This is a genomic window from Vibrio sinensis, from assembly GCF_003605645.1.
In the GTDB taxonomy this organism is placed as follows: Bacteria; Pseudomonadota; Gammaproteobacteria; order Enterobacterales; family Vibrionaceae; genus Vibrio; species Vibrio sinensis.
In genome coordinates, this window is the sequence record NZ_QVMU01000001.1 from 284163 (window position 1) to 298246 (window position 14084).

The window sequence follows — 14084 nt, forward strand, 5'->3', positions numbered from 1 at the left end:
TGTGCAATACAACAGTAAGCGATACGAACTAATGTGAAATATTATGGTGAATTATCGGCTCGGTTCGAGAACAATATTCCCTAACTCAATGAAGGTATCATCGCTGGCCATATTACTAGCAATATTTACTTGTGTCCCTTTTGCTGCATCATCATAAAAATGAACGGTATAACGCCCCTCAGGCATGATATCCAGTTCAAAGTTGCCTTGTTCATCAGTAAAAAATGGGTAAGTTTTCTTGGTGCTATGTTGCTGAAACTCTCCCACGACATTAGCTATAGGTAGTTGGTTTTTATCAAGAAAATGACCGCTGACAAAATAGCCTTTTCGAATCGCTAGCTTGTGCGATGACCCAGTATGAAGTCCTGCTATAGCGACATACTCGCCTTGCTGAAGCTCTTCATTGAATTCGAGCTGTGAGCTATCGATTTTTATCGTACGATAACTATCATTTTGAATAGGGATGAGTAATTCCTGGTGGCCACCTTGCTCTGCTGAAGTAATATGAATACGGCCATATTGATCATAGTCTAGAGCATATTTGTCTTGGAGGTTTTCGGGTAAAGAAACGATGGAAAAACTGCCGGAGACGGGGGAGGTCCAAGTGAGTTGATCGCCGACCCACGCGATACCAGTATCGGCCCCTATACTCAGAGTTCGACTACTTTGTGTTTGAGATTCATTCCTTGAGGAATAACGACCATTCCAGATCACTTTGTCTCCATACCATTTACCAAAGGCATCAAAGCCGTCATAACGACTATCTTTGAATTTCGAAGAAGCTCTCCAATAGTACTTAGGACGATACTGGGATGCGGATAGCTCGGTTTGATAGTCGTTATTACGGCTATCGTAAGAGGTTCGTGTAGAAACACTAATATCGTTCCATCGTAAAGGGAGAGAAATAGATAAGTAGAGGGTGCGGTCAATGGCTGTTTCTGTTTTTTGCCAGCGTAAATTCAGGCTAGTAGAGACTCGGTTACTGATCCGATAGCTGGTATTGATGGATGCTGATTGGCTAATTGTGCCTTGTTCATCGAATTGGTGGTTTAGATTAAAAGAAAGAAATCCATTGTCGAGTGGTGTGGGAATGCTAGAGCTTAAAGAAAGCTTGTGAGCTAATGGTTTAGTGTTGAAAGTTTCGTTGACGCCATAGCCAAAAGTAAAGTTAGTTAGACTGTTATTAAACAAATCATTGGCATAGAACTGAGTGAAAATTTCATAGCGGTTTTCTGAGTCTTCGTTGTTTTCGTATAGCCCATCTAGCGAAATAAAGAACTCTCCTAATGCGAAGTTATGGTCAAGATTGTATTTTTGTGTCTCTTTTTGCCAATCCAATGACGAAGATATTGTCCACCAAGGTGTGAGACCATAGGAAAGTAATCCTTGAGCGCCTAACTGGTCGGTATCAATCTGCTTATCACCATTATCTTTATATATTTGTTTTGCTCCATAAACCCATTGGGTTTCTATATCGCCAGCAAGCAGCAATTGAGGATGGTCAATTAAGTTGTAGAACTTTTTTTGCTCAATGCCACTTTGATCTAAATAGCTCACTTCGACTTCGTTAACCCCTTGCTCTAGCGGTAAATCGAGTAAGTTATATTGCCCAGCAGCTAGTCGCATGTTGCGATACTCCTCACCATTGACTCTGATTCTGACTAATGAAGTGGAATCTAAGCTCAGTGGTACAATATTAGGTCGCGTTATTGCTTCTAAATATTCAGGCTGGTAAGAGTAGGAAAGACCATATAAATCACCACTTGGAAGAGCGGTGATGTCCGTTTCAATCTGATAGTCACCAAATTGAACGAATCCATACCGATTAGGCAAATGTGCCATCAAACGAGTTCTGTCGCGTTGCCATTTCCCCTTGTTGGTATAGTGGTTGTAAGAGTATGTGTGTCCATCTTCTATGGTAATGTGACCAATAGCGGCGGTACCTCTTAAGGCGACTTGGCTCAGTGAGTATCGGCTTTCCTTTAAGTTAATAGCGTGCGACCAGTAAGAGTTTAATGTACCGCTAAACAGTGCCGGCTCAATCAGAGGTAAATGACTAGGAGGGGCTTTCGACGGACGTTGTTCCATCGGCAATTCAATAATTTTACGCTCTGTCACGGGGACTGTGAGAGAGATGACCAACTCACTTGCATCATAATGGCTTTGCCAACCTATTTGCTTAAAATCTTCTTGCGTCACCTTGCGTCCTTGCATCGCACTGCGTAGAGTCTCTAAACGCTCTGCATCAATCGATAACGCAAGTATCGGGAGGAGTTCATCTCCATCAAGAGCCCAATATTGCTCTCGTTCGTCATCGAGATAGGCTGTTATCTCCACTCGCTGATTAGCAACATTGACATCGATAGGGAACACCATTTCTGTAGCGACTGTATCTAGGCTCATCATCGCTAGGCATAAAGCAAGACTAAAAGTGGTGCCAGAAGTAATACTAGCGGGTGAGCTTTTGAGAAAGAAAGCCATGGTCGATGACTATTCCTGAACGATATCAACTTGGCTGAAACGTGTATTCACTCCCTCTAGTGGAATGATTACTCGTGAGCTTGCTAACATATTAATATCAGGGAGTTTATGCTGGTACATTTGACTCTCACTGTCTGTGGCGAGTTTAAGGTTCCAGTCTTGCAATATAACGTGCTTATTTCCCTGATTAACCAGCGTCAGTTGTGCTTTGGTATTCTCATGGGTAATTTGGGCCGTTAGATCGGATTTAGCACCGACTGGCGTGACATAGAAAGCGGTATGAAAATTGAATTTTGCATTAAAGGTTTGCTGATCTTGTTCTGTCACATCACGGTCAAGTTGCATAAAAACAACACGAAAGGCTTTCTCTTGCGTGATGCCTTTTTTACCTAAATAAATGACTTTGATTCTTTTTTTCTGTTGAGGTTCGAGAATAACTTTTGATGGAAAAACTCTGATTTCTTTTGTTTCATCGCGAAGCTCTTTACCATTTTGATCTAGTATTCTAGAGGCTACTTTGATTTCGTACGCAGCTTTTTTATTGGTGAGATTTTCTAGGGTGTAACTTGCAGATTTATCTTTGATACTAATACTTTGAGATAATGGAGATATATTAAAATTAGCTTGTGCAGTATAAGAAAATAACAGCAGAAAAATAGGCATGAAAAAACGCATTAAATCCTCCTTATTTTGATGAAGAAAGGAGGACCGAAGCCCTCCTTGTTAGTCTGACTATAGAGGAGTGAGGTCAAACGTTAGGGTTTCTGTGTATTGGCCTGCATAAGTGAAATCGACGCCAGTCGGTAGGCTCATTTTCAGTTTAAATGTCGCGACATCGGTATCTGTACCCTTACCAACTTGTACCGGAACACCACCAGCAAGATCGACATCGGAGCCGAAGTAAGAATCATCAAAATTGTTAGAAGAGCTAACTTTATTCATTATATATTCGACAGCTTGTGGAGTGCCGGAGTCAAAATTTGATAATGTGCCATTGGTTGCCGTTATATGTACGTCATAACCACCGGAAGCGTTACACTTTGCTTTGCCTGTGATTTGTTGACCGCTGGTTTTGAAGTCGTTTAGCTCACTATGTACATAATCATTACCGACTTCGCTGACAGGGTCACCGACAGAACCATCTTGCCCTACAGCCCAAAGGCCAATATTACATTCTTGAGATATGTTCTTTGTTAATGTTGTTGATGCACCTGTCACGTTAGCGTGAGCAACTGAACTTCCAACGGCTGCTAAGATGGCGACGGCGATTGATAACTTTTTCATACTGAATTTTCCTTTTGTCCTTAATTAGAATATTTTTTGTCGTACAGACAGGTAGAGATTAAAAGAAAATGAGAAATGGCGAGTTCTAAATTAGTTTTATTTTTATTTTTAAAATTAATGGTACGAAAATTTAGATAATGTTAGTGATTCAATATTGAGACGGTTGCTGTATATGATCTCGAAATCATTCATTTGCATTTATTCGATATGCCGTGCCGAAATAAGAGCAAGAAATAAAAGGATAAATTAATTATAATTTCATTTTATTAATTGAGGTGGTAATAATCCTGCCAAAAATGCAAGTGATTTAAAGTTGTGTTTTCACTACTACTTTTAGTTATTTTGGTTAGATTGTGCTTTTGTAAGTTGTTGATATTAATTGTTATTTATTTTTAATGATATAGTTCTCATTATGAGTAAATTAATTTTAATGGACATTGAATATAAAAATGATGATTCTACTCTTACTAGGTTGGTGCTAGGGGGTAGAAAATGAAGATAATAGAAAAAGTAGTGGTGTTTTTCGGTGAACAGAATATACATAATCGCTTGGTAGTAGATCAGTTACGTGAGATTGAAGAGATTGAGTTGTTTTTTCAATCGCCAAAAGATGTGATATTAACGTCACAAATTACTGATGTTGATATTATTTTGTTAGATTTCCATTGTATTAATGATTCTGCATTTCGCGATGTATTAAATGGTAGGTCTATTCAATTTGATTTGATTTTGTACAATATTCCTCAAGATACTAGCGAACAGATATTAATGCAAATATCTAATCTTAAAGGTATTTTGTTTAATGACTCGCCAATTGAACACCTTGTAAAAAGTGTTGAACATGTTCTGCGAGGGGATATGTGGTTGCCAAGAAAATTAATGGTGGCAATGTTACAACGATTTTTTGATCATTCTGTACCAATAGGCACTAATATGGGACTACTGACACGGCGGGAACGGCAAATATTAGACAGATTAGCCAATGGGCAGTCCAATCAACAAATTGCCGATGGGTTGTATGTGGCAGAAAGCACCGTAAAAACACATGTTTATAAACTCTATAAGAAGATAAATGTACGTTGTCGTAAAGAAGCGATTTCGTTAGTCAATCAATTACAAAATAAACAACGTCAAGCGACAGAATTACTTGAAAGCACATTGGATGAATAAACACAGAAACGTGAAACGTATCTTTAGTGAAGCATCATTTTTATTAGAGTCACGCAGATAGAAAAACCCCAAACTCGGATGAATTTGGGGTTTTTTAGTGCTCTTCCCAAGCCAGCTATTGGTCGGTCAACCTGGTAGAGGAATTAACCTTTATTGCTTAGCTAATTTTTTTGCCATCTTTTGCTGGCGGTAATCTTCACGTTCACGTTTACTGAATAAGCGCTCTACAACCACAAAGAAGAGTGGAATGAAGAAGATACCTAAGAATGTTGAGCCAACCATGCCACCCAGTACGCCAGTACCGATTGCATTTTGAGCGCCAGAACCTACACCAGTACTGATTGCAAGTGGAACAACACCTAAACCAAATGCTAACGAAGTCATTAGAATTGGACGTAAACGAACGCGAACCGCGTGTAGGGTTGCGTCTTTTAACGATGCGCCGTTCTCGTAGTATTCTTTTGCAAACTCTACGATAAGGATGGCGTTCTTCGTCGCCAAACCTACCGTGGTTAGCAATCCTACTTGGAAGAATACATCATTAGGTAGACCACGCGCCGTCATCGCAATAAGTGCACCGATAACGCCTAGTGGGATAACCAAAACAACCGCAAATGGTACAGACCAACTTTCATAAAGCGCTGCAAGCACTAAGAACACGACGATGATCGACAGTGTATATAGGGCAGGGGCTTGGTTGCCTGATAGACGTTCTTCATAGGAAAGACCGTTCCACTCCACACCAAAGCCAAGCGGCAATTTGTCAGCCATCGCTTCAATAGAGTCCATCGCAGCACCCGTACTGTAACCAGGAGCCGTACCACCTTGAATATTCACCGCTGGTAGACCGTTAAAGCGCTCTAGTCGTGGCGCGCCATATTCCCAAGAACCCGTTGCAAATGCAGAGAAAGGTACCATTTCACCTTGGCTGTTGCGAACGAACCATTTATCAAGGTCTTCTGGTTGCATGCGGTATTGATCTTCACCTTGCAACATGACTTTCTTGATACGACCACGGTCGATATAGTCATTCACGTAAGCACCACCCCAAGCAGTAGCGAGAACAGAGTTTACTTCTGAGATGTTCAAGCTCAACGCACGAAGTTTAGCGTGGTCAATGTGTAAACGGTAAATTGGTGCATCTTCTTGGCCATTTGGACGAACGCCAACCAAGTTAGTATCTTGACCTGCCATACCCAATAGTTGGTTACGGGCAGCAATCAAGGCATCGTGACCTTGGCCACTACGGTCTTGCAAATAGAAGTCGTAGCCATTTGCTGTCCCCAGCTCCATGATCGCTGGTGGAACAAATGCAAACACAAATGCCTCTTTGATTTGCATGAACGCACCCATCGCACGGCCTGCAACAGATTCTACATCAGTACCTGGTGCAGTACGCTCATCCCATGGTTTTAGGTTTACGAAAGCCACACCCATGTTTTGACCCATACCAGCGAAACTGAAGCCCGCTACGGTAAAGACAGATTCGATCGACTCTGCTTCTTGAACCAGTAGATATTCTTCAATTTGGTCGAGTACTTTGATGGTGCTTTCTTGCGTTGCATTAGCAGGCAAGATAGCTTGAGCGAACATTACACCTTGGTCTTCGTCTGGTAGGAATGCAGTTGGCATTCTTAGGAACATCCAACCGGTTGCTACTGTTAGTGCTAAGAAGATCATAAACATACGACCAGTACGTTTAATGATGCTTGCTACGCCTGACTCATAGCGATTGGTAAAGCGATCGAACCAACGGTTAAATGCGCCAAAGAAACCTTTGTTTGTGTAGGCGTGACCTTTTTCAACTGGTTTTAGCATCGTGGCACAAAGTGCCGGCGTTAGAATGATTGCTACCAATACAGATAGGCCCATTGCCGATACGATAGTGATCGAGAACTGACGGTAAATAACACCCGTAGAACCTGACATAAAGGCCATTGGTACGAATACCGCAGAAAGTGTCAGACCGATACCGACCAATGCACCCGTAATTTGGTCCATTGACTTACGTGTTGCTTCAAGAGGCGAGCAGCCCTCTTCAGACATTACACGTTCAACGTTTTCTACAACAACGATGGCATCATCCACGAGTAGGCCGATGGCGAGAACCATCGCGAACATGGTGAGCATGTTGATAGAGAAACCCGTTGCGGCTAAAACCGCAAAAGTACCAAGTAGTACCACAGGTACCGCAATCATCGGAATCAATGTAGCGCGGAAGTTTTGCAAGAATAGGTACATGATGACAAACACCAATACGATAGCTTCAAGCAATGTCTTTACTACGTTCTCAATAGAACTACTTACAAATGGTGTTGTATCGAATGGAATAACCATCTCAAACCCTTGAGGGAAGAAAGATTGTAATTCATTCATTCGTTCTAATACGGCATCTTTTGTATCAAGCGCGTTTGCGCCAGTTGCCAACTGAATTGCTACACCGGAAGCCGCTTTACCATTGTAATAAGCCGTTACCATGTAGTTTTCAGCACCAACTTCGACTTTCGCTACGTCGGATAACAGAACTTTTGCACCGGTTGCGTCTGACTTCAATACGATATCGCGGAATTCACCTACGGTTTGTAATAAAGATTGAGACGTGATGGTTGCGTTTAGCTCTTGTCCAGTAACCGATGGGGTACCACCAAGCTGGCCGGCTGAAACCTGAGCATTTTGCTCACGCAGTGCCAAGACAATATCGTTCGTCGTTAAATGGTATTGGTTAAGTTTAAGTGGATCGAGCCAAATGCGCATTGCGTATTGCGCACCAAACATCTGAATATCACCAACACCGGAAACGCGACTCAGTGGCTCTTGGATGTTAGCTGCTACATAGTCAGCGATATCCGCGTCATCCATGCTGCCATCTTCAGATATGAAGCCGAGAACCATCAAGAAACCAGAACTTGCTTTGTTTACGCTAACACCTTGAGCTTGCACTACTTGTGGTAGTAGCGGCATCGCTAGTTGTAGCTTATTCTGTACTTGAACCTGCGCAATATCGACGTCCGCTTCTGCGTTAAACGTCAACTTGATTGATGCATTACCAAAGCTATCACTTTCTGAAGTGATATAGCGAAGGTGGTCAAGACCTGTCATACGTTGTTCGATAACCTGAGTTACCGAGTCTTCAACGGTTTTTGCAGATGCGCCAGGGTAGTTTGCCGCAATCACCACAGTTGGTGGTGCAATTGTCGGATACTGAGATACTGCAAGAGTACGAATCGAAAGTAATCCTGCTAGCATCACAATAATTGCAATTACCCAAGCGAAGATCGGTCGATCAATAAAAAAACGAGCCATGTTAATGTCCTACTAGCTTGCTGGTGTTTCGCTGAGCACGGTTGGAGCAACCATTGCACCTGGACGAATCTTTTGTAGGCCTTCTACAACAACTTTGTCGCCAGACTGAAGACCTTTAGTGACTAACCATTGGTTGTTGATAGCTTCAGCTGTTTCAACAATGCGAGATTCCACTTTGTTTTCTGCGTTCACAACCATAGCGACACCTTCACCACGAGGATTACGAGTGACTGCCTTTTGTGGAACAAGAATCGCTGTTGGATCGGTACCTACAGTGACGATGGTACGAACGAACATTCCTGGAAGAAGAATGCCATCTGGGTTAGGGAACTCAGCTCGCAGACTTACGGCTCCAGTACTTTCATCAACGGTTACTTCAGCAAATTGCAGCACGCCATCGTGCTGGTAAACAGAACCATCTTCTAGAATCAATTTTACTTGAGTTGATTCAGGTTGGTTTAGTTGTCCACTCGCGATACGTTGCTTTAAACGTAACATTTGAGTGCTCGACTGTGCGATATCAATATTAATTGGATCAAGTTGAGAGATTTTTGCTAGAGCTTGTGGTTGGTTAGCTGTTACAAGCGCACCAGGTGTCACTGTCGATTTACCAATACGACCTGAAATTGGAGCTTGAACCTTGGTGTATTCTAAATTGATTTCAGCACTGTTGATGGCCGCTTTCGCTACAGCTACACTTGCTTGTGCTTCAAGGTAAGCAGCTTCTGCTTGATCAAAGTCTTGTTGACTGATCGCTTTAGTTTTCAACAGTTCTCTGAAACGTTTTGCCGTCGCACTTGTTGATGCAAGCGCAGCTTCAGCGCGTTTTAACTCAGCTTTTGAGCTGATTAGTAGTGCTTTGTATGTTGAATCGTCAATTTGGTATAGAGATTGACCTTGTTCGACGATACCACCTTCGACAAAGCTACGAGCCAATACAATACCGTTCACCTGTGGGCGAACTTCTGCTTCCATATAAGCGCGGCTGCGGCCAGGCAACTCCATGGTAATTGCCTGAGACTGGCTCGCCAACTCAATAATATTGACGGGTACAGCCGCTGAAGGTTGCTCATTTTGCGCTGCATGAGAAGACATATCGCAGCCAGATAGCCACAAAGTGGCTGCAATCGCGGTAGCAAGCCTAAGTTTGTTGTTCATTTGGACTCCATAGATAACTAATCCGAAAAAATCATCAACTGTGTTTTATGTAGAACGAAGCGACTTGCGCAGAGTGACCCGACAACTCGATATGTCGAAACAACCTTAGCGAAAGAAATTCATTTAGTAAGCGTTCGTCAAACTAAGAACATTGAAAACACAAAATTCCATCGCGAAATATAACCTCAAAATTACATTCCGAATAGCATTTTATTAGACAAAATCGTCTGTTCTAAGTTTATTTAAATTGAGAAGAAGTTTATGTTTACTTTAATTAAATATTCATAGCAATCGGTCGTTCAAATAGCGCTCAATCATATGGTTTATCAATGGTGCTTCTATTGTTGATTGGTATGGTTGATGTTCGGCTGTCACGAGTTTTGCTCTGATGTCAACGAATTATAATTCATCAAAAAGCATTAATTAGTTAAAACATACTTAAGTGTATTTTTAAGAGGGGGGCTGATTAGCAAGCTATGTCGGTAAAAGTAGCATGAAATCATACGCTTTGTAATATACTCTTCATTGTCTTTACTCTGTCAGCCAAGAAGCAAGACGTTAAAAATTCAGGTCGCATAGATTTTGTTTGAGGGCTAACCCATTAGGATGAGCCCCTACATAGGTAGGAAGAGAGAAATTTTATGGCTATGGACGATGATCGAAGAACTTCCTAGTTAATCTTCTTTCCTTGAATAGATGAGAAATTAAATGGCTATATATTTCGACACTGGCGATTAGTCTTTTTTGTCGTTTCGGTAAAATGAATTGCACATAAATTTGTATCTAATTGTTTTTGTCTTTTATTCTCTTTATTACTCATATGTTTATTACTAGGGAAATAAATATTGAATTCATTCTTTACTATCATAAATATTTTTAATTATTCAAAGCGTGGTTCGTTACTCTTTCTGGTTGCTATCATAAAGACGAGGATAATTCCTCGTCTTTGTTTTTTTCGTTAAGTTGTATGTTGAGTTTGAAAGACTGGCGATGATGTTTTTCTAGGTCTTAAAGAAATCAGTGTTCGCTTGTCGTTTGCAGTAGTTGGTCAAAACGCTTGTTTCCATGCAGCAGTTCAAGATCGGGTTCATCATTGATCAAATCTCGAACTGATGGGCTAGCATCGATGGCTCGTTCGAGGTCCTCTATGGCTTGCTCCTCAATGCCTAAACGGGAATAGGCACAGGCGCGTTGATAAAGAGCGGGACCGTTGGTATCGTCAACTTCAAGTACTCTATTGCAGATACTTAATGCCCAATTGTATTCACGAATCTCCATCGCTGCGTCGGCTTTATAAGTGAGAGCTTCAAGATCTCCCGGACGGATAACGAGGATTTCATCATAAATATCGATACGTTGCTCTGGCGTTTGCATGCTTTGTGCTCGTAACCACAGGTTATGTACTTCGTTGATGATTTCAATTTCGCGGTTATTTTCACTGATGATGCGGGTTTTACGTTTAAGATCTCGCTCGAGTTCCACGAACTTGTCTTCATACTCATGAGCAATCTTGTCGAGTCGTTTGTCCGCCATTTCTTTTGTATTTTGCTTAATCTCACGTAGTGATTGCCAACCAACGAAAGCAATTAATGATGCGACACCTGCAATGATGTAAAAGAAGTAAGTGACCGTTACATTGGCATAGTTGAGAGATTTGTCTGCCACTGCAAGTTCGCGATCAGTGATTTCCACGATCATTCTTCGCTCTAAGTCTTGTTGGTTTTGACGCAACGACTTTAGTTCATCCAAGATGTATCGTTCCATCAATGGGCGATCGAGCATCTCTGATTCTGAATAGGACACTTCTTCAGCTTGTACCGTTAATGAACAGAGGAAAAGTGAAAGGAAAGCGGTAATCAAGCGCATAAAATATCCTTTGGAATTAAATGAATGGATGGGATCTCAACTCAAACCATAGCAAACCCGTATGGGGTTTTGCAAAAAAGATTGTTAGAGCTGTAAACATTAGTTAGCGATAAATCAGAAGTTTAGCTAGATCGGCAAGTGATAGTTATACGGTTGAGTTGATGTTGCGTTGAGCTGCAAAACTGTTGCTAATGAGTGATACTTGAAGCCTTGAACATCGATTTTACACTCTACAATGAAAGATTAACTTGGTTAAATCATCATCAAGATGTTGGTTTGTTTTTGTGTATTTGGATTTAACTCTAATGTTTGTTATGGAAGAGTGTTCGCAAGGAATGACTTGCTATCTAATCGATGCTCTGTGGAATGTGAGTGCTGAAAAATATGATGTTTACTAACCTTTTATGTGTGAGCCAAGCTCAAGGCGGTCCCCTGAGCTTGGCGCTGTCGTTTTAGCTTAGTTTAAATTCTTGAAGTTGTTTACGAACTTGAGCCACTTCCCCCTGGTAACTCGCCACAATATTGTCTAAGTTATTGGCGAGATCCCCTGTCTGAACTGCGATTTCAGTAAGGACATCGACATCTTGGTTGACCATTTCACTTGCTTTAGATTGCTCTGTTGTCGAGTTTGCAATACTGGTGATGTGCTGGTTTACGACATCAATCAGTGTTTCTAATTGAGATACACTATTGTTCACCTCTGATACGGTATCGAATGTCACGTCTGTAGCAGCTCGACTTTTATCCATGTTGGTGACAGCTGTATTGGTATTCACTCGAATACTGCCCAGCAATTGAGAAATGTGCTCTGTCGCTTCCTTACTACGTTGAGCAAGATCTCGAACTTCTGAAGATACCACTGCAAATCCACGTCCGTGTTCACCTGCGCGCGCAGCTTCAATGGCGGCATTGAGTGCTAATAAGTTGGTTTGCTCTGAAATTCCGTTAATTGTTTCCACAATTTTACTGACACTTTGTGTATCAACTTCGAGCTGTTGCATGCATTGCTGGGTTTGCTCTATTTGTGCCACTAAAGCTTTCACGTTGTCATATGAGTGTCTGCTTCTTCGCTGGCAATCTTCGACTTTGAGAGTCATTTGCTCTGTTTCTGTCAACGCACGCTCGGAAGAGGAGGCAATTTCAAAACTTGATTGAGCCAACTCGGTCATTGCTGTCGCGATATTACTGCATTTATCCGTGGTAGCTTGACTACTCGATGTTAAGTCATTGGCATTTTGAATGATATTGTCGAGGTGCTGGTTACTACGTGTATTCGTTTCTGTCACGTTATTTAACAGTTTGCGAATACTGGTAATGAGAGCATTGACGCTAGTTGATATTCGTGAAATTTCATCTTTGCCAGCTTCACTGAGTGAGTGGCTTAAATCACGGTTATCTGACATGACAGCAAGATTGTTGGTTAACGTGTTTACGCGACGTTTAATGTTATTGGTACAAACAAAAGTAGCAATAACGAGGATGAGGCCTAAGCTGATGGTAACTGCAATTGCAAGCGTCGCTTTCGTAGATGCTTGCTGAGCTTGAGTAACCGATATCGCTACCATTTGATTTTGCAACTCATTACGTAACTGATTTATGAGGGCGATTCGCTCCGTTGCAGCTTTAAACCATTCAGTAGGTTTTGGCCCTTGCAACTGAGCAAGTGTTTTTTCTTGGGCAAGAAATGAGTGTTGAATCTGTTCAACTTGCTTCCAAGTCGGCTGACTCTTAATTGAGTTTAATTGTTCAATGAACTGTGGTGGAAAAGAGAGAATAGCTAACCTCTCTGCATAATCTGCGGATTTTATATAACCCTCAACGGCAGTATATTGCCCTAAATCCGAAAACTGGCGAGCGTAAGCGCCATTTAGTGCTCCACGAACTTGGCCTGCTCGTTCTTTCATTTCTACAACTGCAAGTAATGCTTTACTTAAGCTGGCCACGTCGATACTGGAGATATTTGCTGTTAGTAATGATGCATTGTGAATGCTAAGTTGATTTAGATTTGAATAATAGACAAAAGGTGATTGCTTTATTTGTAAACGATCAACTTGTTGACGGACATTGTGCAATTGGCTTAGTTCTTGTGTGATGTCTTTTTGTAGTAGGGCAATAGTGTCTGCAGGCAAATAGTCAGATGTATAACGGTTTAGTTGTCTAATGTGCTGATCTGAAATTGAACGTTGTTTTTGTAATGCTTCAACTTGTGGACCACTCCCATTGCTTCCTAATACACCAGCCGTTAAACCACGTTCTACAGCCAAGTTATGAGCTACATTATCGTATAAGAGAATAAGCTGTGCAGTCGCTTGATCACGGTTCGCTTTTTCGACCGTTGTTTGATAATTCGTCATGATTTGAAAAGAGAGTATCAGTGAGATAATGATTGGTATTCCAGCAAGCAATAAAATGAGAGTGTACAACGAAAATCGTTGTATCAATTTGTCCATGTATCCTCCTAGCGAACGGCATATTATTTATTCGCTAAGTTTATATTATGTAAACAAATCGTGAGCGATCGAGTTAACTGTATTGGCTATTGTTATGATTTTTCTTTACATTTTAATAACTCGGTCACTGTTTGCAATGAATAGGATTTGGGGGGAATCTATTTATGTGCTTATAAACTTAAGTATTAGCCCATAAGTGAGTAGTAGGTAATTAGATAAAAAGTAGGTTGTACGACGGTAGTAGTACTTTATTGTTAGGTATCGAGAGTTTTGGTTTGGCTTAGATTGACTGCTGTGCGTGTTAATCTTTGGGGTTGCAGATCGTGCTTTGCCCAGATTGGTTGATTTTTGTTCAAATTTTTTGATTATTAT

Annotated in this window: 8 protein-coding genes; 1 reads left to right on the top strand and 7 read right to left on the bottom strand. The window is 41.3% G+C overall.

Annotated elements, in window-relative coordinates; all coding sequences use genetic code 11:
• Nucleotides 1-51: 51 nt before the first annotated feature.
• The 3 genes from DZ860_RS01095 to DZ860_RS01105 are packed head-to-tail and all read right to left on the bottom strand — an operon-like array spanning nucleotide 52 to nucleotide 3765.
• Nucleotides 52-2481 (bottom strand): fimbria/pilus outer membrane usher protein, encoded by a 2430-nt coding sequence (locus DZ860_RS01095; protein WP_120029063.1) that lies wholly within the window; start codon nucleotides 2479-2481, stop codon nucleotides 52-54.
• A 9-nt stretch (nucleotides 2482-2490) separates the two neighbouring features.
• Entirely contained in the window at nucleotides 2491-3156 is a 666-nt protein-coding gene (locus DZ860_RS01100; RefSeq protein ID WP_120029064.1) for a fimbrial biogenesis chaperone, read from the bottom strand.
• Nucleotides 3157-3213: 57 nt separating this feature from the next.
• A complete protein-coding gene (locus DZ860_RS01105; RefSeq protein ID WP_120029065.1) occupies nucleotides 3214-3765 on the bottom strand; it encodes a hypothetical protein in 552 nt (183 codons plus the stop codon).
• Nucleotides 3766-4257: 492 nt separating this feature from the next.
• On the opposite strand from DZ860_RS01105, the gene DZ860_RS01110 reads away from it, so the two are divergent.
• A complete protein-coding gene (locus DZ860_RS01110; RefSeq protein ID WP_120029066.1) occupies nucleotides 4258-4935 on the top strand; it encodes a response regulator transcription factor in 678 nt (225 codons plus the stop codon).
• 150 nt (nucleotides 4936-5085) lie between these two features.
• Here the strand turns inward: DZ860_RS01110 and DZ860_RS01115 are convergent, their stop codons facing one another.
• The 4 genes from DZ860_RS01115 to DZ860_RS01130 all read right to left on the bottom strand — a co-directional run bounded on the left by DZ860_RS01115 (nucleotide 5086) and on the right by DZ860_RS01130 (nucleotide 13712).
• Nucleotides 5086-8238, bottom strand: coding sequence for an efflux RND transporter permease subunit (locus tag DZ860_RS01115; protein WP_120029067.1), 3153 nt, complete (start codon nucleotides 8236-8238; stop codon nucleotides 5086-5088).
• A 12-nt stretch (nucleotides 8239-8250) separates the two neighbouring features.
• Nucleotides 8251-9396, bottom strand: a complete 1146-nt coding sequence (locus tag DZ860_RS01120; RefSeq protein WP_120029068.1) for an efflux RND transporter periplasmic adaptor subunit — start codon at nucleotides 9394-9396, stop codon at nucleotides 8251-8253.
• A gap of 1017 nt (nucleotides 9397-10413) precedes the next feature.
• Nucleotides 10414-11262, bottom strand: coding sequence for a tetratricopeptide repeat protein (locus DZ860_RS01125; RefSeq protein ID WP_120029069.1), 849 nt, complete (start codon nucleotides 11260-11262; stop codon nucleotides 10414-10416).
• Between the two features lie 452 nt (nucleotides 11263-11714).
• On the bottom strand, nucleotides 11715-13712 hold the full coding sequence (locus tag DZ860_RS01130) for a methyl-accepting chemotaxis protein (RefSeq protein WP_120029070.1): 1998 nt from the start codon (nucleotides 13710-13712) through the stop codon (nucleotides 11715-11717).
• Nucleotides 13713-14084 lie beyond the last annotated feature (372 nt).

What these genes read in the sequence shown, in the direction of transcription:
- DZ860_RS01095 (WP_120029063.1), bottom strand. Translation starts at nt 2,481, where the DNA reads ATGGCTTTCTTTCTCAAAAGCTCACCCGCTAGTATTACTTCTGGCACC.
- DZ860_RS01100 (WP_120029064.1), bottom strand. Translation starts at nt 3,156, where the DNA reads ATGCGTTTTTTCATGCCTATTTTTCTGCTGTTATTTTCTTATACTGCA.
- DZ860_RS01105 (WP_120029065.1), bottom strand. Translation starts at nt 3,765, where the DNA reads ATGAAAAAGTTATCAATCGCCGTCGCCATCTTAGCAGCCGTTGGAAGT.
- DZ860_RS01110 (WP_120029066.1), top strand. Translation starts at nt 4,258, where the DNA reads ATGAAGATAATAGAAAAAGTAGTGGTGTTTTTCGGTGAACAGAATATA.
- DZ860_RS01115 (WP_120029067.1), bottom strand. Translation starts at nt 8,238, where the DNA reads ATGGCTCGTTTTTTTATTGATCGACCGATCTTCGCTTGGGTAATTGCA.
- DZ860_RS01120 (WP_120029068.1), bottom strand. Translation starts at nt 9,396, where the DNA reads ATGAACAACAAACTTAGGCTTGCTACCGCGATTGCAGCCACTTTGTGG.
- DZ860_RS01125 (WP_120029069.1), bottom strand. Translation starts at nt 11,262, where the DNA reads ATGCGCTTGATTACCGCTTTCCTTTCACTTTTCCTCTGTTCATTAACG.
- DZ860_RS01130 (WP_120029070.1), bottom strand. Translation starts at nt 13,712, where the DNA reads ATGGACAAATTGATACAACGATTTTCGTTGTACACTCTCATTTTATTG.